Annotated in this window: 20 protein-coding genes and 1 pseudogene; 9 read left to right on the top strand and 12 right to left on the bottom strand. The window is 24.4% G+C overall.

Annotation, left to right across the window (positions count from 1 at the left end; translation table 11 throughout):
- Positions 1-178: 178 nt before the first annotated feature.
- The 6 genes from HMPREF1092_RS06345 (at position 179) to HMPREF1092_RS06320 (ending at position 6,761) form a co-directional block, all read left to right on the top strand.
- On the top strand, positions 179-559 hold the full coding sequence (locus HMPREF1092_RS06345; protein WP_002597814.1) for an NUDIX hydrolase: 381 nt from the start codon (positions 179-181) through the stop codon (positions 557-559).
- Between the two features lie 59 nt (positions 560-618).
- Complete coding sequence (locus tag HMPREF1092_RS06340) at positions 619-1,023, top strand: hypothetical protein (RefSeq protein ID WP_002597813.1); 405 nt, start codon at positions 619-621, stop codon at positions 1,021-1,023.
- A gap of 165 nt (positions 1,024-1,188) precedes the next feature.
- Positions 1,189-3,090: an ABC-F family ATP-binding cassette domain-containing protein gene (locus HMPREF1092_RS06335; RefSeq protein WP_002597812.1), complete on the top strand. Its 1,902-nt coding sequence runs from the start codon at positions 1,189-1,191 to the stop codon at positions 3,088-3,090.
- Positions 3,091-3,104: 14 nt separating this feature from the next.
- A complete protein-coding gene (locus HMPREF1092_RS06330) occupies positions 3,105-3,290 on the top strand; it encodes a hypothetical protein (protein WP_002597811.1) in 186 nt (61 codons plus the stop codon).
- Positions 3,291-3,487: 197 nt separating this feature from the next.
- Positions 3,488-5,038, top strand: coding sequence for a DUF2828 family protein (locus HMPREF1092_RS06325; RefSeq protein WP_002597810.1), 1,551 nt, complete (start codon positions 3,488-3,490; stop codon positions 5,036-5,038).
- Positions 5,039-5,768: 730 nt separating this feature from the next.
- Positions 5,769-6,761 carry a tyrosine recombinase XerC gene (locus HMPREF1092_RS06320; protein WP_002597809.1) on the top strand — a complete coding sequence of 331 codons (993 nt, stop codon included), beginning with the start codon at positions 5,769-5,771 and terminating at the stop codon, positions 6,759-6,761.
- A 36-nt stretch (positions 6,762-6,797) separates the two neighbouring features.
- Here the strand turns inward: HMPREF1092_RS06320 and HMPREF1092_RS06315 are convergent, their stop codons facing one another.
- Both HMPREF1092_RS06315 and HMPREF1092_RS06310 read right to left on the bottom strand, forming a co-directional pair.
- The gene (locus HMPREF1092_RS06315) at positions 6,798-7,349 is read right to left on the bottom strand and encodes a hypothetical protein (RefSeq protein WP_002597808.1); all 552 of its coding nucleotides are present in this window, start codon (positions 7,347-7,349) and stop codon (positions 6,798-6,800) included.
- Between the two features lie 116 nt (positions 7,350-7,465).
- Positions 7,466-7,966 carry a hypothetical protein gene (locus HMPREF1092_RS06310; RefSeq protein ID WP_002597807.1) on the bottom strand — a complete coding sequence of 167 codons (501 nt, stop codon included), beginning with the start codon at positions 7,964-7,966 and terminating at the stop codon, positions 7,466-7,468.
- A 160-nt stretch (positions 7,967-8,126) separates the two neighbouring features.
- On the opposite strand from HMPREF1092_RS06310, the gene lexA reads away from it, so the two are divergent.
- Positions 8,127-8,735, top strand: coding sequence for a transcriptional repressor LexA (gene lexA, locus HMPREF1092_RS06305; protein WP_002597806.1), 609 nt, complete (start codon positions 8,127-8,129; stop codon positions 8,733-8,735).
- A 30-nt stretch (positions 8,736-8,765) separates the two neighbouring features.
- Here the strand turns inward: lexA and cooS are convergent, their stop codons facing one another.
- From cooS to HMPREF1092_RS06280, 5 genes are all read right to left on the bottom strand, one after another.
- Complete coding sequence (gene cooS, locus HMPREF1092_RS06300; protein ID WP_002597805.1) at positions 8,766-10,667, bottom strand: anaerobic carbon-monoxide dehydrogenase catalytic subunit; 1,902 nt, start codon at positions 10,665-10,667, stop codon at positions 8,766-8,768.
- A 137-nt stretch (positions 10,668-10,804) separates the two neighbouring features.
- Complete coding sequence (locus tag HMPREF1092_RS06295) at positions 10,805-11,233, bottom strand: RrF2 family transcriptional regulator (protein ID WP_002597804.1); 429 nt, start codon at positions 11,231-11,233, stop codon at positions 10,805-10,807.
- 189 nt (positions 11,234-11,422) lie between these two features.
- Entirely contained in the window at positions 11,423-12,178 is a 756-nt protein-coding gene (locus HMPREF1092_RS06290; RefSeq protein ID WP_002597803.1) for an exodeoxyribonuclease III, read from the bottom strand.
- 34 nt (positions 12,179-12,212) lie between these two features.
- The gene (locus HMPREF1092_RS06285) at positions 12,213-13,568 is read right to left on the bottom strand and encodes a PFL family protein (protein ID WP_002597802.1); all 1,356 of its coding nucleotides are present in this window, start codon (positions 13,566-13,568) and stop codon (positions 12,213-12,215) included.
- Positions 13,569-13,582: 14 nt separating this feature from the next.
- Positions 13,583-13,849, bottom strand: coding sequence for an ACT domain-containing protein (locus HMPREF1092_RS06280; protein ID WP_002597801.1), 267 nt, complete (start codon positions 13,847-13,849; stop codon positions 13,583-13,585).
- A gap of 231 nt (positions 13,850-14,080) precedes the next feature.
- On the opposite strand from HMPREF1092_RS06280, the gene HMPREF1092_RS06275 reads away from it, so the two are divergent.
- Together HMPREF1092_RS06275 and HMPREF1092_RS06270 are read left to right on the top strand one after the other, a co-directional pair.
- Positions 14,081-14,392, top strand: a complete 312-nt coding sequence (locus HMPREF1092_RS06275) for a rhodanese-like domain-containing protein (protein WP_002597800.1) — start codon at positions 14,081-14,083, stop codon at positions 14,390-14,392.
- Between the two features lie 213 nt (positions 14,393-14,605).
- A complete protein-coding gene (locus HMPREF1092_RS06270) occupies positions 14,606-15,433 on the top strand; it encodes a mechanosensitive ion channel family protein (protein WP_002597799.1) in 828 nt (275 codons plus the stop codon).
- A 37-nt stretch (positions 15,434-15,470) separates the two neighbouring features.
- Here HMPREF1092_RS06270 and HMPREF1092_RS06265 read toward each other — a convergent pair whose 3' ends face one another.
- The 5 genes and pseudogenes from HMPREF1092_RS06265 to HMPREF1092_RS16940 form a co-directional block, all read right to left on the bottom strand.
- Positions 15,471-17,417, bottom strand: coding sequence for an FUSC family protein (locus HMPREF1092_RS06265; protein ID WP_002597798.1), 1,947 nt, complete (start codon positions 17,415-17,417; stop codon positions 15,471-15,473).
- A gap of 31 nt (positions 17,418-17,448) precedes the next feature.
- Positions 17,449-20,697, bottom strand: a complete 3,249-nt coding sequence (locus HMPREF1092_RS06260) for a DEAD/DEAH box helicase (protein WP_002597797.1) — start codon at positions 20,695-20,697, stop codon at positions 17,449-17,451.
- Positions 20,698-20,755: 58 nt separating this feature from the next.
- Positions 20,756-22,093 carry a tRNA (N6-isopentenyl adenosine(37)-C2)-methylthiotransferase MiaB gene (gene miaB / locus HMPREF1092_RS06255; RefSeq protein WP_002597796.1) on the bottom strand — a complete coding sequence of 446 codons (1,338 nt, stop codon included), beginning with the start codon at positions 22,091-22,093 and terminating at the stop codon, positions 20,756-20,758.
- A 94-nt stretch (positions 22,094-22,187) separates the two neighbouring features.
- Positions 22,188-23,042, bottom strand: a complete 855-nt coding sequence (locus HMPREF1092_RS06250; protein WP_002597795.1) for a GNAT family N-acetyltransferase — start codon at positions 23,040-23,042, stop codon at positions 22,188-22,190.
- 73 nt (positions 23,043-23,115) lie between these two features.
- Positions 23,116-25,113: pseudogene (locus tag HMPREF1092_RS16940) on the bottom strand (bifunctional 4-hydroxy-3-methylbut-2-enyl diphosphate reductase/30S ribosomal protein S1).
- Positions 25,114-25,119 lie beyond the last annotated feature (6 nt).

The raw sequence follows: 25,119 nt of genomic DNA, 5'->3' as shown, positions 1-25,119 counted from the left end.
GTTTGCAATTATGAATAAAGGGTTAACTAATACAAAATATTTTTTAATAAAATTTCATTTAATAATATAAAAAGTAAATATAGTTAACTTAAAGAAGGATTTTGACATTTTTTATCGAAATATATTATTGAAAACTCATTTTTAATTTAAGTTAAGTGATTTGGGGAGGAGACTAATTATGAAAAATATTATAGGATGTTTAATATTATTAAAAGATGATTTTAATAATATTCTTCTTATTCAAAAAGGAAAGAAGAAAAATCCTGGAAAATGGCAACTTGTAGGTAGACGTAAAAAAGGTAAAGAAACCGATGAGAAATGTATAAATAATGCAATCAAAGAAGATTTGAATACGCTTATTTTTGATTTAGAGGAATATGGTGAATTTAATGATGAAAATAACGAAACTTTTATGATTTATACAGGGAAAATAAAAGATTTTATGAACCTTGGGAAAAATGTAATAAGTAGTGAATGGGTTAGTGAAAATCGTATAGAAAATATAGATATAGAAGAATTTTCTAAAAATGTAGTCAATGATTTTTTTAAGAAATTATAATATTATTTATTTAGAAGCTGTAAAATAATACAGCTTCTAAAATTATGAGGTTTAGAGACATGATAAAAATAAAAATAGATAAAAATTCTTTAAATGAACCTATATTTAAGTTATCTATTAATAAAGAAGATATATTAAATAATAGATTTATAAAAAGAGTAATATATGAAGGAAAAACTAAAAGAGGGATGTATAATTATGAAATACCAATGAAGTTCTTTTATCCGTTATTAAATAATTTAAAAAAAGATGATGTTTATATAGATACAAGATCTAATTTAAGCTTTTTAGAATTTACAGACGATTTTGAAGAAGAATTTCATTACTCTATAGAAGCAACACCTAAATATATGCGTAAATGGAGAGAGTTTAATTGTCCTAATATATACAAGATAGAGTTAGATAAAGAAACTTTAAAATTAAATAAAAGAGTAGCTTTTAAAAAAATAGAGGTTGCTATCTAGTACATATTAAATAGGTTTTTATAAACCTATTTTTATTTTTTATATTAATTATCTTTTACACTGACCTTAACTTACCTTTAAGGCTAAATATTAGTTTCTTTAAATAAAAAAGAAAATTTGATAGAATATATCTATTAAATAAATTATCGTATTAAGGAGAAAAAAATGAATTTATTAACTTTAGAGAACATAAGTAAAAGTTATAGTGAAAAAGTTCTTTTAAAAGAAGTTTCATTAGGTATAAATGATAAAGATAAAATAGGTATTATAGGAATAAATGGAGCAGGAAAATCAACTTTTTTAAAAATAATTTCAGGAAGAGAAGAATTTTTTGATGGGAAAAGAGTTGTAGGTAAAAATGTTAAAATAGAATATCTAAGCCAAAATGAAAAAGTTGAAGAGGATTGTACTGTATTAGACCAAATATTTAAAAGTGATTCTGAAGAAATGAAAATTTTATTAGAATATGAATCATTATTAGATGAAATAAATAATGGTAATAATGAAAAACAAGATAGATTAATAAATCTTCAAAGTAAAATTGATAGTTTGAATTTATGGGAATTAGAGACTTCAGCTAAAAATATTTTAACTAAGCTAGGTATAGTAAATTATAATCAAAAGATGAGAGAATTATCTGGAGGTCAGAGAAAAAGAGTATTTTTAGCAGCTGCACTTATTAAACCATGTGATCTTTTAATATTAGATGAACCAACTAACCATTTAGATTACAAATCTATAGAATGGTTAGAAGAATATTTAAATTCTAGATCTGGTGCTTTAGTTATGATAACTCATGATAGATATTTCTTAGATAGAGTTGTTAATAAAATAGTAGAATTAGATAGAGGAAATTTATTTACTTATGAAGGAAACTATAGTAAATATCTAACTAAAAAAGTTGAAAGAATAGAATTAGAAAAGACTTTAGAAACTAAAAGACAATCTTTAATAAGAACAGAACTTAAATGGATAAAAAGAGGGGCTAAAGCTAGATCAACTAAACAAAAAGCTAGAATACAAAGATTTAATGAATTGGTATCTAAAGAATATAATGAGTACAATACAGATATAGAAATTAATTATGTTGGAAGTAGATTAGGAAAGAAAATACTTGAAATATATAATTTAAATAAAAGGTTTGATCAAAAAATATTAATAAGGGATTTTTCTTATATATTTACTAAGGAAGATAGAATTGGGATAGTAGGAGATAATGGAGTTGGTAAATCAACTTTTTTAAATATAATAGAAGGAATAGAAGAATTTGATTCTGGGAATATTGAGATAGGAGAAACAGTTAAAATAGGAGCTTTTTCTCAAGAAGGAAAAGAGTTAAATAATAATTTAAGAGTAATTGACTTTGTCAAAGAGGGAGGAGAATATATACCAACAAATGATGGTACAAAAATATCAGCTTCAACTCTTTGTGAAAGATTTTTATTTGATTCAACTATGCAATATAGCTTAATAGAAAAGTTGTCAGGTGGAGAGAAGAGAAGGCTACAGCTTCTTAGAGTTCTTATGGAAAATCCAAATTTTTTAATTCTTGATGAGCCTACAAATGATTTAGATATTGAAACTTTAAAAATACTAGAGAATTTTATAGATGAATATAATGGGGTAGTTTTAGTAGTATCTCATGATAGATATTTTTTAGATAGGATATGTAATAAAATATTTAATTTTAAAGGTAATGGAGAAATTAAGATATATCATGGGAATTATAGTGACTATATATACAATAAAGAAGAAGAAAATGAAATAGAAAAAGTAAATAATACTGTTAAAAAAGAAAAACCTAAGCAAAAAGGAGAGAAAGCTCCAAAATTTTCATTTAATGAAAAAAAAGAGTTTGAAGAGATTGAAGATGTGATATCTAAATTAGAAGACAAATTAGCTAATTTAGACATTGAAATAGAAAAAAATTCAACAAATTATTCTAAATTACAAGAGTTAGTTCAGAGTAAAGAAGAATTAGAGTTTTTAATATTAGAAAAATATGAGAGACAAGAATATCTTTTATCTATAGCTAAAGCAATAGAAGAGTGGAAAAGAAATAAATAATAAAGGATGTTAATATGGAAATTAAAATAGCGCTTAAAGGAGTTCGTGAACATAGAATAATAAAAGGAGATAGAATAGATGTATTAGATTTTGAAATGGATAATATTAAATATAAGCAAATAAGGGTATTTAATAAAGGTTTTTCAAAATCTGAATATATAAAAAATGATCTTATACAGTTTATAAAAGAGCTTAAATAGATTAATACAAAATATGATCAAAATAATTTTGATCATATTTTTTTTGAATAAAATTTTATAATATACATATATATTATATAGTAAAAGATGGTTAAGCGATTTTAAGGATATTAAGAAATATTCGCATCTTGTTTTAAAAGGCGTGCATAAGCTAAATGAATAGCGCCTTGTATACATAATAAGGAGATTTGATATTTATGAGTAATATAGTTAAGGGTATTAAGTATATTTTTAATTCTGACAATTTAGAATATGATAGAGAGCTAGATGAATTTGATTATACAATTCAAGGTGATTTTCTATTTGATAATGAAAAATCTCAAACATTATTTTTTTATTGTCATTTATTAAGTGTTTATTATGATAATATAGATATAAATTTGGAGCTTGCTAGAAGCTGTTTGGAAGAGGATTCAGAATACTTTTTTAAATTAATTTCTTATTTGAGAGATAAAGAAGGGTTAGGTAGAAAAAAAGAATTTAGAAAAATATTAAATGAATTGGGAGATGAATATCCTTTAGAATTTAGAAAATATATACCACATATTGTTAAGTATGGGCGTTATGATGATTTATATGAGTTTTTTTATGGTGAAAATGAAGATTTAATAATAGATATATTTAAAAAAACTTTAGATTATGATTTAAAATCTAACAAGCCTAGTACATTAGCTAAATGGCTAAAATCAATCAATGCTTCTAATGAGAATACGAATATGTTAGGGAAGAGAACTAGCAAATTATTAGGACTAAGTTATACAGAATATAGAAAATTACTATCACATTTAAGGGGTAAACTTAATGTGGTTGAAAAGTTTATGAGCAATAATGAATGGGATAAGATCCAATATGGAAATTTGAGTTATTCGAATATAAAAAAATATAGAAATTCTTTTATGAAAAATGATCCAAAGAGATTTAATGAATTTATAAATATGTATAAACCAAAGAAAGTAATACGAGAACAAAAAAGTAAAGGATTTGAATTGAAATATGAATATTTAAAGGCTTTAGATATAGGGATTGAAGAGAAAAAGACTAAAGAGATGTTCATTAAAGAAATAAAAGAAATTTACGAAAATTTAGAAATTCCAGAAGAAGACTGGTTAGTTGCAATAGCTTTAAACGAAAAAAATTTAAATAAAAAAGATAATTATTATATGCAAAGTGTATTTTTAAGTAATTTTTATCTTTGTAATAATAAAAAAATGTATAAAGATCATATAATAAAAACTAAAAATATACCTAATATTAAAAAAATACAAAATAGAGATTTAAAAAATGATGTAATTAATGTTATTGAGAATTCTATTAGTGAAAAAATTTCTATCGAGAGTGTGTTTGACCTTCTTTTACTTTCTGCAGTAAAAAATAGTAATAAAATATTTAATTTTCCATCAGGGGTTGTTTTTGCAATTAAATCAATGGAACAATTATCAGAAATCACGAATACGAACAAACGTTCTAAGGAAGAAGAAATATCATTTTTATATTTAAAAATGAGAAAAAAGTGGAATAATTTTGGATTTAATATCCCAAAAATTAAAATTTGGATAATAAAAGAAAATTATAGAAATAATATTTCTGTTTTAGAAGAAGGTAAAATTTTTATTCTAGAAGGAAGTGGTGAAAAAGCTTTTAAAACAATAATCCAAGAATCAAATACAGGTTTTAGAGATTTTACTTATGAAGAAATAAAAGAAGAAATGATAAAAATTCTTAGCAGTGATAGATATAATATGAAATAATTAATAAAAATCTTATCTTTTTAGATAGGATTTTTTGTTGTGCTAAATTAATATATTAAGTAAACGATTGAATTTTAAATCAAAATAAAAATTAGCGGGAATAAATTTGTTTTTAAAATAGTTTTATTGTATTTACATAAACTGAAATTTTTCTATAATTATTAAATTAAAAAGTTGTTATTAATAGATTTTGATCATATAGAATAGGTTGAAATAATATATTTTTAGAAATATTTATAATTAAATTTATAAAAATGCCTCTAATTTATTTCGCTAAATAACAATTTAGCGAAATAATATGCTTTTGTAATTGAAAATAAGTATTTCTGTTTGAATTAAGTACGAATATGCAGTGTTTAAAACTTATATAAATTGTAATTTATTTTATTGTGTGCTTATTTTCAATTATTTTACATAAGAATAATTTCACAAAAAATATATTTATAAATTACATAATTACATATAATTTGTAATTTGAATGTTTTTAAAATTTTATAATTTGTAAAAATAATTTTATAGAACTTAATTGAAATTAAGTATGAAAATAGAAAATTAAAGTCAAAGAAGATCAATATAAAAATAAAAGATAATTTTGCTTGAGATTGGATTGAAGTTAAACAGGGTGTAAATATGACGTTTTTATATTTTGAGAACGTATGTTCTACTACTCTATTTTAATCAATTTTTATTTGTGATAAAATAGAAATATAACTAAGTGAAAGGAGCAATTATGAAATACGATTTTAAAGACTTAAAAAAGAATGAGGAAATGCCTCTTATTATAATAGATTTTTTGAATTATTTAGAAACTATAAAAGGTAAATCTATTAATACTATAGATGCATATAGAATTGATTTATTAATGTTTTTCAGATTTTTAAAATTATATAGAGAAGAAATAGAAGATATTGAATTTGAAGATATAAAAATAAGTGATATAGATGGAGAATTTATAAAGAAAGTTAAACTTTCAGAACTTTATGCTTTTATGAGTTTTTTAGAGAGGTATAGAAATAACAGTGCTTATGCTAGAGCTAGAAAAGTTGCTACTTTAAAATCTTTTTTTAAGTTTCTTCAAAATAAAGCAAAAATTATAGATGAAAATCCTACTATAGAATTAGAATCACCTAAAATAAATAAACGCCATCCAGTATATTTAAATTTAGATGAAAGTCTTACTCTTTTAAATTCATTAAATAAAAAGAGTAAAAATTATAGTAGAGATTATTGCATATTAACATTTTTTTTAAATTGTGGTATGAGATTATCTGAATTATGCAATATAAAACTTGAAAAAATATCTGGTGATACATTAACTATAATAGGAAAAGGGAATAAAGAAAGAACTGTATACTTAAATGAGTCTTGTATTTATGCACTTAATCAATATTTAAAGGATAGAGATGACATAAAATGTTCTGATGAAGATAAAGAATTTTTGTTCCTATCTAATAGAGGACGTAGAATAAATAAACGAACAGTTGAAATAATGGTTAAAAATGCAACTAAAGATGCAGGGCTTAGAGATCAAAAATATACACCTCATAAACTTAGACATACAGCTGCAACTCTTATGTATAAACATGGGGATGTAGATATTAGAGCTTTACAAAGTATATTAGGTCATGAAAGTATTTCTACTACACAAATATATACACATGTAGATGATGATACTTTAAGAGAAGCAGTTAAAAGTAATCCTTTAGCAAAAATAAAAAAATAAAAAGCTATGTAGTTTATAGCTTTTTATTTTTTTTATTTATATATTGTTCCCTAAAATTTCTGAAAGTGCAGTTAAAATTTTCTGATCAGCTCCATCGTAAACTACAAAAATTCTACCTTTTTTATAAAGGTGAAAATTTTGTACCCAATTACCTTTATTTTGACTAAATAGATATGCATTATCATTTAGTGAGTTAAGATCTGATACCATTCTTAGTTTATCTCCTACTCCGTATTGGTATATAGAAATATATCCTCCATTTACCTGAATTTCTTCTTGTGGTACTGAGAATAATTCATCATATGGGTTGGGATTAGCTTTTATTTTTTTTGCATCAAATCCTTTTTTATTTAATTCATTTATAAGATATTGATTATCTATTGAAATTTCTGACTCTGTAAATTGTGGTATATTTTTATTTATAGATTTTTTAATTGAATTAGAATTATTTTTTGAATTATTCATTCCCCGCTCTACATTTTTTTCTACGTTATCAGTAGTGTTTTTTACATTATTGCATCCAAAAAATGAAATAGATATTCCAATTCCTAGTATAAATAGTATTGCTTTAAATTTTCTAATTTTCATGAAAATCTCTCCTCTTTATAAATGTTATTACAATACTAGTTTTTGAAAAAAAAGATTTTTTATACCAAAAGAAAAATCCTCACTTAATTTTAAGTGAGGATTTTATATATGAATAATTAAATTTTTTTTGTTTTTAATTTTCTTACACCTGGGAAAAGTTCTTCAGTATCACTTTCTAAAATATCTTCAGTTAAGTTAAGATCTTCTAGATAAATTATCTCTTCTTCAGCAGCATCTTTTCCAAGTGCCATTACTTCACCTTCGTTAGCTAAAGTATACGAAGGTATTTCTAAATGCTCTTTAAAATTTTCATTTAAATTAGAATAAGCTTCTAATAATGATTTTTCAATAAGTTCTTTATCCATATTTGGATCTATTTTTTGAGCTTTAGCTACAAGTTCTTCCCAATTAGGAATATTAAACTCATCTTCAAAAAAATCAGAATCTTCAAGATCTGATTCTACTAATTCATTTTCTTCTATGTTTTTTGCAATTTCTTCAATTTTAATTGCTTGTAAATCGGATTTACTTAAATTTAAACATGCTCCGCAATTGTCACAAATTTTTGTTGGATCTAAAAAATCGCAAAATTCGTCAACTATAAATGCTTTAGTCATTTTTACACCACCTTTTGTGATAAACTAGAATTCTATTATATCAAATTTCAGTTTTAGTATCAAATAGAGTTTATTTATGTAAAAAAAGATAAAAAGAACATAAGTTTGATTGGAGAGGAATTATATGCTATAATTTTTAGTAAGAAGTGAGGTGTAAACAATGGTAGACGGTAAAGATAAGCAAAGTCAAATTTATGAATTTTTAAAAGTATATACTGAAAACAAAGGTTATCCACCATCAGTTAGAGAGATATGTGAAGCGGTAAGTTTAAAGTCAACTTCTACTGTTCATGGACACTTAAAAAGACTAGAAAAAAAAGGATTGATAAAAAGAGATCCAACAAAACCAAGAGCTTTAGAAATTGTTGAATTTATGCAACCTAAACGTGAAATGATATCAATACCTATAATAGGTAATATAACTGCTGGAACTCCAATATTAGCTACTGAAAATATAGAAGACACCTTTACTCTTCCATTAAATTTTGTAAAGCATGATAATGAATTATTTATATTAAAAGTTAATGGAAATAGTATGATAAAAGCAGGAATAAATGAAGGTGATTTAGCTATAATAGAAAAAAGAACATCAGCAAATAATGGTGATATTGTAGTAGCACTTATTGAAGAAGAGGCAACTATAAAAAGATTCTATTTAGAAAAAGATCATATAAGATTACAGCCAGAAAATGATTCTATGGAACCTATCATTGTAGAAAACTGTTCGATTTTAGGAAAATTAGTAGGAATATATAGAAATTATAGATAAAGCTCATCTTAAAAAGATGAGCTTTATTTATTATAATCCTAAACCTTTTCTTCTCTCTTCAATTATTTCCTCTAATTTATTAGCAGTGTTATCTACATCTCCATCAATTATTAATTGACCACCTGTAATTTCTTTTAATCCTTCACTAAATAAATTTAAAGCTAATTCACTTCCACCTACAAATGGAGGTAATGCTAAATGAAGTGGTAATCCAAGAGTAAGTCCAAATACTCCATCAGCAAGAGCTTGTTCTTCTAACCATTGAGGAGCTGATAAAATTAATGGTAGTTGAGGAATATCTATATTTAAATATTCTGCGAGTTCAGCTGCAATCATTTCAAGTCTTCCTATAGCAAGACATGGTCCAAAGTTTAATACAGGAGGAATATTTAATTCTTCGCAAACTTTTCTTAGACTATCTCCAGCTTTTGTAGCAGCTTTGGCAGACATTAATCCAACATTCTCAAGACCACCTGATGAACATCCTGCTGAAAGTATTAGTATATCTTTCTTTATTAATGCTTCTGCTAATTCTACAGTAAATACATCATGACCTTTTGCAGTAAGATTTGAGCATCCTACAATACAAGCTATACCTTTTATTCTTCCTTTAGCAATTAAATCTACAAGTGCTTTCCAATTACCACCTAAAAATTCTTTTAGATTTGATTCGCTTAAACCAGTTAAAACATCATCATGCCCATGATCTTTTGGAATATTTAATTCTATTGAACCTCTTCTCTTTGAATAACTTTTAATTGCTTCATTAACAATTTTATTAGTTATCTCCTCTTTTTCTTCATATGAATATACAACTGATTCAGCATTAGCTTTTTTAGCAACATTATCTAGACATATCATTTTTATATCAAATTTTTCTGCGATAGGCTCAATTCCAGGAAGTGTACAGTTAAATTCAGAAGTTATAAGATCTATTCCACCTGTTGCTAAAACAGCTTCACTAGTATAATTGTTACCTGCATGACCTACAAATACTTCATTATAGTGCTCTCCTCTAACTTGTAAATCTTGACCTACACAAGTACATCCAATAATTCTGAAACCTTTAGCTCCTACTGAGTTAGCTAATTTAGTTGCTTCACTTGAAATTAAGTAATCTTGTAAATGAGCTATTAATGAGTGTTGATGTCCAGTTGTCATTATGTTGATATAGTCTGGATTTATTACTTTCATACCAACAGATGCTTGTCTAATTACTGGATCTCCTAACATTATATCATTTAATAAATTTACAAGAGTTAATCCATAAAGTCCAGTTGATATTCCTAATCTTAAACTACTCATATACATATCTATAGGATCACTGCTTAAATTTGTTGATGTTTTAACAATTCCGTCAAATACTTCTGATTTTGCTCCTCCTGGTAATATTCCTAGTTCTCTCCATTTTTCAAATCTAGGAGCATATGCTAATTTTTCAACAAGTTCCATTTTATCATATCTAGGTTTATATAAGTCTTTTAAAATAGAATCTGCAATCTTATAAGCTTTTTCAAATTGATCTCCATCTGTTATTCCTAATATATTAGAAACTCTATCTAAAGCTTTTAATCCTTTAAGAGGTTCTTTATTTTCAGCCATTTTTTTTAAATTTAAAGCAGTATTTTCTATTACATGAATATAACATCCTGATCCAGCAGCTACAGCTCTTAAAAAGTTTCTTGCAACAATTGTATCAGCATCTGCTCCACAAATTCCTCTCTTAGCTTTTGGTGTTATTCTACAAGGTCCATTTGAACAAAGTCTACAACAAACACCATCAAGACCGAATTTACATTTTATACTTTGTGATTCTACTCTGTGATGAGATGTCTCTACATCTAATTCTTTTATAAAGCTTTCTAATTTTTTATCTGCTGACATACATGTTGAACAGCTAGTTTGGCAGCTAGTTTTGCTACAATTTGACATAATATCTACACCTTTCATAATTAAAATGAAAACTACACTATTTTAGTATACTTTTAGATTTAGAAACCTAATAATGTAATTTATTAAATTAACATAAAATATGCCAATTTAAAAATTCACTTTCAAAATAAGAATATTTAAAAAAAGTTAATGCTATTAATGCTACTATCTAATATTTCTTTTAAAGATTTTCTAGATAAAATATTTAAAATTTCATTTTCAACTTTTTTCATTTCATAATATAAAGAACAACCTGATAAGCAAATCTCACATAAATTTTTATCTTTAGTGCATTTATTTATAGATATAGGTCCTTCTATTGCTTCAATTATATCTTTCAAAGTTAATTTTTCTAATGGAGCTTTTAGTATATAACCTCCATTTACTCCTCGAAATGATTCTATGATATTTTCAGAGCAAAGTTTACGTAAAATCTTAAATAAGAATCTTATAGGAATATGTTCTTTCTCAGAAATAATTCTTGCTTCAATTTTATTTTCTACACCAAAATTATACATTGCACGAATAGCTCTTAATGCATAATCACTTTCTTGTGAAATATTCATATAGAAGTGAATCCTCCTTTAATAATATATAAAAATATTTATTAATTACCTTATTGATGAATAATATCCAAAACTTCACCTAAAAGGTACATTTTAAAGCTACTACAAATTTTAACTTTTGTAAATAACAAATTGGTGGAATTTTCAAAAAGTTAAAAGGATATCTTTTTATTAGATATCCTTTTAATTTTATTTCAATATTAACTCTACTGGACAATGATCTGAGCCTAATATATCAGAATGTATATTCGCTTCAAATATATTTTCTTTTAAGCAGTCAGAAACTAAAAAATAATCAATTCTCCACCCAGCATTATTTTTTCTTGCATTAAACCTATATGACCACCAAGAATAAGCTCCTTCTTTTTCAGGATACTTAAATCTAAATGTATCAATAAATCCTGAATCAAGAAATTCATTAAATTTAGTTCTTTCTTGAATGCTAAATCCTGCATTATTTACATTTGATTTTGGATTTTTTAAGTCTATTTCATTATGTGCAACATTCAAATCACCACATATTATAACAGGCTTATTTTTTTCTATTTCTTTTAAATATGTTCTAAATGCATCCTCCCATTCCATTCTGTAATCAATTCTAGCAAGTTCAGCTTTAGAATTTGGAGTATATACAGTTACGAAATAGTAATCATTAAATTCTAAAGTAATTACTCTTCCTTCAGTATCATGTTCTTCTATTCCTAATCCGTAAAAAACATTAATTGGAAGTTCTTTTGTAAATATAGCTGTTCCAGAATAGCCTTTTCTTTGAGCATAATTCCAATATTGATAATATCCTGGCAGAGCTAATTCTATTTGTCCTTCTTGTAATTTAGTTTCTTGTACCGCAAAAATATCTGCATCAATAGAATTAAAATAATCTAAGAAACCTTTTTTTACACATGCTCTCAAACCATTAACATTCCAAGATATAAATTTTTTCATAGTTATATTCTCCTATAATTTTTTTATATAATTATTAGTTTTTAAATGAATGAATTGGAGCTGGAATTCTTCCTCCTCTACTGATAAATAAATCTGATGAATAATTATTTATTTTCATTACAGGAGCAGTTCCAAGTAAACCACCAAATTCAACCATGTCTCCTACATCACAACCAGGAGCTGGAATTATTCTAACTGCTGTAGTTTTATTGTTTATAACTCCAATAGCAGCTTCATCAGCAATCATAGCTGATATTGTACTTGCACTTGTATATCCAGGAACTGCAATCATATCAAGTCCAACTGAACAAATTGCAGTCATTGCTTCAAGCTTTTCTAAATTTAGAGAACCATTAATTACTGCATCTATCATTCCAGCATCTTCTGAAACAGGAATAAATGCACCACTTAATCCTCCAACATGACCACAGGCCATTACTCCACCTTTTTTTACGGCATCATTTAATAAAGCTAGTGCTGCAGTTGTACCATGTGTTCCAACAACTTCTAATCCCATTTCTTCTAAAATGTGTGCCACAGAATCTCCTATAGCAGGAGTTGGAGCAAGTGAAAGATCTACTATTCCAAAAGGAACATTTAATCTTTTAGAAGCTTCATTTCCAACTAGTTGCCCCATTCTAGTTATTTTAAAAGCAGTTTTCTTTACAGTTTCTGCAACAACATCAAAAGATTGTCCTTTTACTTTTTCAAGAGCTCTTTGAACTACTCCTGGACCTGAAACACCTACATTTATAATTTTATCTGCTTCTCCTACTCCATGAAATGCACCAGCCATAAATGGATTATCTTCTACAGCATTAGCAAAAACAACTAATTTAGCACATCCAAAACCTTTTTTATCAGATGTAAGATCAGCTGTTCTTTTAATTATTTCTCCCATCTCTTTTATAGCATCCATATTTATACCAGTTCTAGTTGAACCAACGTTAACAGATGAACATACTTTATTTGTAACTTTTAATGCTTCAGGAATTGATTGGATTAAAATTTTATCTCCTTTTGTATATCCCTTATGTACAAGAGCAGAAAATCCTCCAAGAAAATCAATTCCTAATGTATTAGCAGCTTTATCTAAAGTTCTCGCAAATTCTACATAATTATCTTCATTAGTAGCACCACCTATAATTGATATTGGTGTTACTGAAACTCTTTTATTAACTATAGGAATACCAAACTCATTTTCAATTTCATATCCAACTTCAACTAAATTTTCAGCGGATTTAGTTATCTTATCATATATCTTAGTTCTTGCTTTATTACCATCACTATCAATACAATCTAAAAGTGAAATTCCCATAGTAATAGTTCTTATATCTAATTTTTCCTCTTCTATCATTTTTATAGTTTCTAATATATTACTACTATTCATATTAAATCCCCCTATTAAATTGTATGCATAGATTTAAATATTTCTTCTCTTTGTATTTTTACTTCAACTTCAAGTTCTTCACCTTTAGCTATAAGAGAATCTTTTATTTTATCAAAATTTTCTGATGAGTTTATATCAACCATCATCATCATAGCAAAGCTGTCTCCCATTATAGTTTGATTAACATCTAAAATGTTAACATTTAAATTTTTAAGCTCTGAACTTATACCAGCTATTATACCTACTTTATCTTTTCCTATTACTGTTAATATAGCTTTCATTTAGACATCCTCCCTGTAAATAATTTCTAAATATAATTATATATTCTATTGTCTTTTAGTTATATTGTCAAATATACAATAAAGATTAAAATTTTATTATATTTTTATAATATCATTTTTAAATTAGAATATCTGTAGAAATTAAAAAAATATAGAATAAATTTAAAAATAGTTTTGTTAAATGTTTTTTAATACATTATTGATATAATACTTTATAAGGAGTGAATAGATATGAAAGAAATAACAACATTAAAATTAAAAAAGATAATAGAAACTAATCCAAATACATATATAATAGATGTTAGAGATAAAATACATTATGATGCAGGACATATAAAAAATTCAATAAATGTCCCTTTATATGAATTAGAAGATTTTTCAACTGAATTACCTAGAGATAAAGATATATATGTAATTTGCAAGGTAGGAAATAAAAGTTCAAATGCAGTATTAATGTTAAATGAACTCGGTTTTGAAAACTGTATAAATGTAAGAGGCGGAATGCTATCTTATGATGGTATAACAGAAAAAACTGTAAGATAATCTTACAGTTTTTTCTGTTATAATACATATCAATTATATATTGATATGTATTATAAAATTTATATAAATCTTTGATATAAATTATTTATCTTTATTCATAGTTTTTTTCAAAAATAAAATATTAAAAGATAATATTAATTTTATATAAATATTGAATTAAATTGAAATGATAGTATAATTAAGTATTGGAATAAACATATGGAGGAATTAATAATGAACAAATTTAATGTTGAAAAAATAGCTGATTTTGTTTTAAATTGGTTAGCAAATAGTGGACTAAAATTAGTTATTGGAGTAATTGTTCTTTTTATAGGTTGGAAAGTAATAAATAAAGTATTAAAGAAATTAAATCAAATATTAAATAAGAAAAATATCGATCCTACTTTAACTTCATTTTTCCTTGCTTTTTCAGACATAGCTTTAAAGATATTATTAGTTGTATGCGTAATATCATACCTTGGAGTAAAAACAACAAGCTTTGCAGCTATAATAGCATCTGCTGGTTTAGCAGTTGGGCTTGCATTACAAGGAAGTTTAGCAAACTTTGCAGGAGGAGTTATAATTCTACTTTTAAGACCTTTTAATGTTGGAGATTTTATAGAAGTTTCTAGTAAATCAGGTGTAGTTGAAAAAATAAGTATATTTTATACTCATATAATATCATCAGATAATAAAGAAATAATGATTCCTAATGGAAGTCTTGTAAATGGCACTATAATAAATTATTCTTCTAAAGAATTAAGAAGAGTTGATCTAACTTTTGGTGTAGGCTATGGAGATGATATTTTAAAAGTAAAGAGAGTATTAGCTAATTTAGTAGATAATCATCCTCTTATTCTAAAAGAACCTGAACCTTTTATAGCTTTATCTGATCAAGCAGCTAGTTCTATTAACTTTGTTGTTAGGGCATGGTGTAAAAGTGAAGATTACTGGACTGTCCATTTTGATCTTTTAGAACAATCTAAATTGAAGTTTGATGAAGAAGGAATATCTATTCCATTCCCTCAAATGGATGTTCATTTAGACAAAATAGAAAATTAAAAAAGAGTATATCATTTATTTGATATACTCTTTTTTTTTATATTGTTTTCATTAGATCTTCTAATGAATCAGAAGACTCTTTTGCTTTACTTAAACAATTTATCATTTGTATATTAAAATAATCTTTTTGATGATTTATTATACTGATGTTTTTACATGCTTTATTATGATTAATTTCTGAAGAATTATTTAAATTTTTCATATTTGATATAATGTCCTCTAGAATATGAATACATTCATTTATATATTCTACATCTATTTTCTTTTTAGTATCATAAAGAATTACACATAAATGCGATAATAATGTTGTAAATCTATTATTATTAAAAATAAAACTTCTAATTTTTGTATCTTCTATTGCTGTACTTTTAGGATTATTATGCATTTGCAATTTTCCACTTACTAAATAAGATGAATACACTAAAAGTTGAAGTTTTTCTCTGTTTATATCATTATTTAAAATATTCTTAAATTCTTTTATCATTTCTTCATCTAATACAATAAGTCTATCTATCATATTTTTTAATTCTATATAATTTTTAGTTCTAAAAATAAATCTATTAGCAAATAAAACTATTAATAGTGATGCTATTGTATATAGTACTCTTAATAATATAGCTTCTGTACTACCTATTGTTAAAGTTGAAATAGCCAATGCATAACAAGTAATATATATTGTCATAATACCATAATCAGCTATAAAAGAATACATTAGGAATGTACTTACTATTAGTATTATCATATGTAATTCATGAGTTCTAAATATAGAGAATAATATACTTGCTAGAACTATCCCTATTAGTGTTCCAAAAAACCTTTCTTTAACTCTTTTTTTACTGTCTTCATAAAAAGGTAATGTCAATAAAAATACAGTCATAGGAATCCAATAACTTTTTTCTAAATTTGACCATCTAACAAAAGAAAATGTTACACTTAAAAGAATTCCCATTCTAAGAGAAAACCTTAATTTAAATTCATTTAAAGAAAACTTATATTTATTTAATTTTTCAAAGTACTCTTTATTTTCCCTAAAATCAAAATATGTTTTTATTATACTATCTTTATCATTATATACTTTTATAGATCCTTTTACTAAATAATCTAAAATAAATGTAAAATAATGATTCAAATCTTTATCTTCAAAGTTATTATTATTTAAAAAATTTAAAACTTCATTTGATATTAAATCTTGTTTATTATTTTCACAGAGGTTATATATATTCGAAAATAAACTAGATAAATTTCTTAAATAATCTTTATTTGAATTAGTTATGTATCTTAAATCATATAAATCTCCTAAGATATTATTTATATGTTGAAAAAATATTATGAAAGGATAATATTTATTTTTTCCTCCTGAATAAATTAATCTGTTTAATTCTTTACAAATATCAAATAATCTAAATTGAAAATTTGCAATTTCTGAAAAGTTTTCTTTTGATAATAATTCAGCTTGTTTTGCTATATTTGTATAACCTTCTCTAATTAATAATCTAATTTTAGAAGTTACCATTTTAGGAGCAAAAATCTTTAACCCTATAAAAATTATTAAATAAGAATATGATATAGATAAAAGTCTCATTGGAATTTCATTATATCTAGCTGGGAACAACTGAAGAAAAACAAAAGCCATTAGATAAGGGAAATAACTACTTGGGTTATACTCATCTGTTAAAAGATATGTTAATATAATTGTTGCAACAAAGTCAATTATAAGTGAATGTATCCAACCTAAACTTGCAATAGTTGCAACAACTCCAATTATTAGATGAATAAATAGTGGCTTTATAGGATTTTTTTCTATAGTTAAATATCCTTTCATTCTTATAAAAGTCAAAGTCATATATGGCGCTATTATTACATTTGGAAGTCCAAAAAATTTATAATTTGTAAAGAAAATTATAAGACAAATTATACTTGGTGGAAAGCTAACCTTTATTAAAGTCCTCCAATTTAATTTAAATCTGTTTAAATCTATATTCAATATATCACCTCTTCTTTAGTAATAATACTATTTATTTTTTTAGTAATTTTAAAATATCATCTCTCTTTAAATTAATTAATAAATTGTTAGAAAGACTATTTTCATCGATTAAATTATTTATTAAATCTTTTTTCCTTTCCTGTAAAGATAGTATTTTTTCTTCAACAGTTCCTTCAGAAACTAGTTTTATAACTTCAACAATATTTTTTTGGCCAATTCTATGAGCTCTATCTGTAGCTTGATTTTCAGCAGCTGGATTCCACCAAGGGTCAAAATGAATTACTATATCAGCACTAGTTAAATTTAGTCCTGTTCCTCCGGCTTTTAATGAAATAAGAAAAACATTAGTTTCATCTTTATTAAATTTGTTTACAAGTTCAAGTCTCTTTTTACTTGATATACTTCCATCAATATAATATGTAGATATATCATTTGCATTTAAAGTAGATTTAATTTTTTTTAAGGCACTTGTAAATTGTGAAAATACTAATACTTTATGTCCATTAGATATTGTATCTTCTAAAATCTCTTTTAAGGCTATTAATTTACCACTTTCTCCCTCAAAGTCATTTATAACTAAAGAAGGATCAATAGCTATTTGTCTTAATTTAGTTATATAAGATAATATTTCAATACTATCTTGTTTAAATTCTTCGGCAATCTCTTTTTTGTTTATTAATTCTTTTATATATTTATTATATGAACTATAAACTTTTTTTTGCTCTTTAGTCATATCAACTTTTATTATTTTTTCTATTTTATCTGGTAATTCTTTTAGTACATCTCTTTTAAATCTTCTTAATATAAAAGGATCAATAAGAAGTCTAAGATCTTTAATTAAAATAGGATCTTCATATAAATTCCTATTATATTTACTATTAAAAGTATTTTTATCCCAAAGGTATCCTGGCATTATAAAATCAAAAATAGACCAAAGTTCCATTAAGTTATTTTCTATTGGAGTACCTGTTAAAGCAAATTTGCTATTAGAAGAGATTCTTTTACATGCCTTTGAATTTTTAGAATCAGAATTTTTTATATATTGTGCCTCATCTATAAACATAAAGTCAAAATCTAATTTTTCATATAAGTCAATGTCATTTCTTAAAAGATTATAAGTAGTTATTATTACATCTATATTAGATATATTATCTAATGTAATTTTTCTATTTTTTTTAGTTCCAATATTTATTTTCACTTTAGTATTCGGTGAGAATTTTAAAAATTCATCTCTCCAGTTATATATAAGAGATGTTGGAGAAACTATTAAAGTTTTTTTATTTTTTTGGCTAGATATAAAAGCTATTGATTGAAGGGTTTTCCCAAGCCCCATTTCATCACCTAATATTCCTCCAAATCCTAATGAATTTAATTGATTCATCCATTTTACTCCATATAACTGATAATCTCTTAATTTGGCATTTATATTATTTAAATTCAAATCATAATCTAAATTTAAAGTATTATCCCTTATACTTTCAAGATACTCCTTTCCAGTATAATCATTAGTTATTTCTTTTAATTTCTCAGTGATATAAAGACTTTTATTTTTATTAAATTCTAATTTATTATCTATTTTTGAAGTTTTTAGAGAATTTAATAATGTAAGAAATTCTTTTAATTTAATTTCCTCTAAATCTAAATAATCTCCAGAATTTAATTTATAATATTTTTTATTATCTTTAAAGCTTCTTAAAATATTATAAAATTCTTCTTCATCTATATTAGAAACACTATATTTAAATTCAAAATATTCTTCACGACCACGAGAAATTTCAATATTAAAACTATTAGAATCTAATGCTATATTTCCTTTAAAACTATCAGAATAAAAAATTTCACCTATTGGTCTTAAAGAGTCAATATTATTTTTGAAAAACTCAAAAGCTTTATCTTCACTTCCAATAAAAACAAATGTTTTATCTTCTATTGGCTGAAATAATAAATTTTTAGCTAAAGTAATTACTCTATTTTCTAAGATAGTATCTCTATAAATAAATTTTTCCCTATAATCATTCAATATATTAAATTCATATTCTTTATAACAAACTTTAATAGTTAATCTTATATAATCATCTCTATGAAAATAAAATTTAAATTTTGGCTTTGCTATAATAATTTGATTTGAAATTTTATCATTTAACATTAATGAATCTGTCATATTTTTTATAGAAGGAATTAATTTTCTAAAAATTTTATCTTTATCTTCTAATTTAAATTTAAAACTATCCATATTTTTAAAAGTCTTAATATAAGGTAAAAGTTTTTCACTTTGATATGTAGAAGGAATATAAATTACAGTATCATATAATAAAACATGACACTTTCCATCTAGGTCAATTGGTAATCCTCTTGGGAAAATTAAATCTATAGAATTTTCCTCTTCATTTAATTGTATAGGTAGAGGGATATCACATTCTAATATTTCAGTTTCTACTTCCCTTGAATAAAAACCTGAATTAAGATATACTTTATTTCCTTTAATTGAAAGTAAAAAGCTTTTTAGTAATCCATTAGGAATAATAATTTCTTTTTTATTTATTAATTTATCTTGACTGCGTTTAAAACCAGTTGAATAAATTTCTAATTCTTTTATTGTCTCTATAAAAGAAAATATTTTATTACTTTCACTTGAAAATTTATAATCTTTATTAGAAAACTCAAAATCTTTGCTAAAACTAATAGGAATATTATTATATATGTTTATAAGAAAATTATTTATATCCTTTATTACATATTTTTTACGAGATGACACTGTTTTTATTCCTATTTTAAATTCTGCTGTAATTTTATTTGACCAAGAATTTTTATTTAAATAGACATCTATAAAAACATCTTTTCTAGTATCTTCATTTAATAATAAAGAGAGTGGATTATCTATTTCTTTATTATTATCTAAGATATTATCAATTATTTTTCTATCTTCTATTATTTTAGATAAAAATTTATCTTTATCAGCATAATCTAAAAATTTTAAAAATGCTGCAGATATATGCTTACAAGCATAATTTTTCTTCTTTAATTCGTTTTTTTCAAAGTCATCACAAGTACAACTAATACTATTCACTGTAAAATCATCTAATTCTAAATTGATATATACATTATAAGTATTATAAAGATTTTCTGAAATAACATTAGAGCTTATAGTTATTTTATTATTTCCAAGTATTTTATATTCTAAATTTTCTATTAAATCATTTTCGTATATATCTTTCCCATATGAAAATTTAGTACCTGAAGTACTTTTAAAAAAACCATCTGAAAAATAATTTCTTATCATAGATATCTCCTCTTTTATTAAAAATTAAGGATAGCAAATTAGCTATCCTTAAGATAAATTAATCTATTTGTTTACCAACAAGTGAGAATGGTTGAGCTCTGTTTATTTCTACATTGACTAATTTTCCTATTGAATCCATAGATCCTTCAAAATTAACAAGTTTACCATTTCTAGTTCTACCTGAAAGTTTAGATTCATCATTTTTACTAACTCCTTCAACTAAAACTTCTTGTACAGTTCCTTCATAATTTTTATTGCTAATAGCAATATTTTTATTTACAAGATCAACTAATCTATTAAATCTTTCATGTTTTATATCATCAGGAATTTGATTTTCCATCTTGTCAGCAGGTGTATTATTTCTTCTTGAATATATAAACATAAATGCTGAATCATATTTTACTTTATCCACTAAATCTAAAGTATCTTGGAAGTCTTCTTCAGTTTCACCAGGGAATCCTACTATTATATCTGTTGTTATAGTAACATCTGGAATTTCTTTTTTTATTAAATCAATTAAATATAAATATCTTTCACGGTCATAATGTCTATTCATAACTTTTAATAGTCTATCTGATCCACTTTGAACTGGAAGATGTATTTGTTCACATATTTTATCGCAATCTCTTATTGCATAAATAACTTCTTCTGTTAAATCTTTAGGATGAGATGTCATAAATCTTAATCTTTCTAATCCTTCTACTTCATTTATTTTTCTAAGAAGTTTAGCAAAATTTATGTCTTCTTCAAGCCCTTTACCGTAAGAATTTACATTTTGACCTAAAATAGTTATTTCTTTATATCCCTTAGAAACTAAATCTTTAATTTCATTTATTATATCCTCTGATTTTCTACTTCTCTCTCTTCCACGGACATAAGGAACAATACAATATGTACAGAAATTATTACAACCATACATTATAGTAACAAAGGCTTTTACAGAACTTTCTCTATCTATAGGAATTCCTTCAACTATTTCAGTTTCTTTATCAAGAATTTCTTTTATTTGAACTCCTTCTGTTTGAACTCTTGTTAAATATTCAGGGAATTTATATGCATTATGAGTTCCAAATATTATATCTACAAATGGGAATGTTTTTAGAACTTTATCTGCCATCCCTATTTGTTGCATCATACATCCACATATTGCAATTATAAGATTAGGATTTTTTTCCTTAAGCTTTTTTATAGCTCCAAGATTTCCAAAAACTTTATTTTCAGCATTTTCTCTAACACAACAAGTATTAAATATTATTATATCTGCAGTATCTCTTTCTTCTGTTCTTGTATATCCAAATCTTTTAAGCATACCTGAAAGTTTTTCTGAATCTTCTTCATTCATTTGGCAACCATAAGTAGCTATAAAGTATGTTTTATTTAACTTATCATTACTCATTAAATTTCCTCCATGTTTATAAATTACTTAAGTATTATATCATAATAATTCTTAAGTATAAAGCTTGGATAAAATATATGTTATTAATTAAAAATTAATCTCTTACCCATATATTCATTTTCCCATATAATTTAAATTTGCATTTATTATACAGTCTAATAGCTCTAAAATTATCAGTACCAACTTGTATATATAACTCTTCTATATTTTCTTTATTACATTCATAGCATAAATATTCTAATAATATTTTTCCAAACCCTTTTCCTCTAAATTTAGAAATTATTCCAAAATTAACAAGTAAAAATGTACTATTTTTTCGTATTATCTGACCATACCCAATTGGCTCATCTTTATAATAAATAAATTTTGAAAATTTATTTATATAGTAATCTTGTTTCTCCTCTAAATAAATATCAGATACTTTTAATGGAACTCTATCTATATTATAAAATATATCATTTTGTATTAAACAACGTAACTTCTCATCAATACCAATTTTAAACTCTTTAAAAGATATTGATTTACTTACATTAAATAAAATATCAGTAGTACCAATTTTCTTTTTCATTAAGTTTATATTTTTTATTAAATTAAATTTATTGTTTTGCATAATAATATTATTTTCATAAGTATCTAAGCATTCATATAAAAGAAATGAATTTTTTAATTTACTTATAATATTTAAATCTAATAAATGTAAATATTTAAAATCTATCTCTATATTTAAAATTTTATATTCAGATGTATATGTTTTTTCAATCCACATATATCCTACATAAATAGAATTATATTTGAACATATAAACTGAATTTCTTAAGAAAATTTTTTGTATAAAGTTACTTTTATCATAAGTACCTAAAAAGTCTTTTTTAAAAAATTTATCTGATTTTTCTATCATAGGTTTTAAATAAATTAAATTTTTAGATTTTAATTTCTCATATGTTATCATGCAAAACCTCCAATCATTATAAATAGAAGAGGCTGTATCAATAGATACAGCTCTCTATTAAAAATATTTTATTTTAAACATCTTTTATACTTAAACTAATTCTTTTATTTTCACCATCAACTGAAAGAATTCGTGCTTTAATTTCTTCACCAACTGATAAAACATCTTTTGGACTATCTATTCTATTATGACTTATTTTTGAAATATGCACTAGTCCATCAATTCCAGGTTCTAATTCTACAAATGCACCAAAGTCATTTAATCTAACAACTTTTCCAAGAACTATAGAATCTTCAGGATATTTTTCATTTATATTAGACCAAGGCTCTGGAGTTAATTCTTTTATGCTAAGAGAAAGCTTTTTATTTTCTCTATCCATATCTATGATTTTTACATCAATAATATCACCAGCTTTTAAATAATCTTGAGCTTTTTTTACATGATTCCAAGAAATTTGTGATAAATGTACTAAACCATCAACTCCATTAACCTCAACGAAAGCACCGAAGTCAGTAAATCTTTTAACTTCTCCTTTAACTATATCTCCTATATTTAAAGAACTCCAAGCTTTTTCTTCTTTTTCTTTTTGTATAACTTCTTGAATAATTCTTCTAGATGCAACTATTCTTAAAGGTCTTTCTAAGTTAAACTCTATAAGTTTAACTTCTATAATTTTATTTAAGAATTCTTCTTTATTTTTTATGAACATTACATCAATTTGGGAAGCTGGGATAAAAATTCTTATTCCTTTATAAAATCCAACTAATCCATTTTCTTTAATTTCTGAAATTTTAATTTCAAAACTTTTATTTTCATTAAAAATAGTTCTTAATTCTTCAATAGCTTCTTCTTTTTCATATTCTAATCTAGATAAAACAACAAGATTATCTTTATTAGCAATTTGAATTACTTTAGCTTTTATAGAATCACCTACATTAAGTCTTTCTAAGAATAATTCTGGATCTTCTTTTGAAGTAATTTCTTTTAAAGGTATTATACCATCTGTTTTATATCCAACAAGAGATATAGTAATACCATCTCTTGTAATAGATAATATTTCTCCTGTTACTTCATCGCCAACTCTAAATCTTCTGTCCATGGCATTCATTAATTCTAATTGTTCATTGCTTACGCTGTTTTCATTATTTAGCATAAATTTAAACCTCCCTAGTAATTCAATTATGGAAATTCCATACTTTTTCTCTTGAATTTTAATAAATTATTTTAACCCATTTTTCATAATAGCCATTACTTCTTCTATAATCCAATCAGGAGTTGAAGCACCAGCTGTTATTCCAATGTTTTTAAAATTAGCATTTTCTATATAGTTTTTAGGTAAGTCATTGGAATTTTCAACATGTATTGTATTTTCACAATGCTCTTTTGCAATTTGGTATAGTTTTGTTGTATTTGAGCTATTTTTGCCGCCAATTACAATCATAGCATCTACATTTTTAGATAATTCTAAAACACTTTTTTGTCTTACCTCAGTTGCAGAACAAATAGTATTAAATGCTAGTAACTCTTTAGTCATAAAAGATAAATTAGAAATAGTTTTTTTCCAATTAGATTCTTTTTCTGTTGTTTGAGAAACTACACATACTTTTTTTGGTACTTCAATATCAAATTCTCCATTTAAAGTTGTAATTGCTGAATTGTTACACCAACCATTTATTCCAATTACTTCAGGATGACTTTTATCTCCTAAAATAACTATGTTATATCCTTTGTCAGAATATTTACGTACTTTCTTTTGTATATTTGTTACAAATGGACAAGTTGCATCTATAACAATTAAATTTTTTTTATTTAATAATTCTATTGTTTCTTCAGGTACTCCATGAGATCTTATTACAATAATATCTCCTTCGTTTAAAGAATCAATATCATCTAATTCTATTGAAAATATATTATTCTCTTTTAAATAATTTACAACATCATTATTGTGAATTAAAGGTCCAAGAGTATATATTTTTTTCCCATACGTCTCTTGTATTTCTAATGATTTTTCTACAGCTCTTTTAACGCCAAAACAAAATCCAGCGCTTTCAGCTAATATAACATTTCTCATTTAATA

Source organism: Clostridium thermobutyricum (assembly GCF_000371465.1).
Lineage (GTDB): Bacteria > Bacillota > Clostridia > Clostridiales > Clostridiaceae > Clostridium > Clostridium thermobutyricum.
This window is presented reverse-complemented; position numbering and strand designations above follow the sequence as displayed.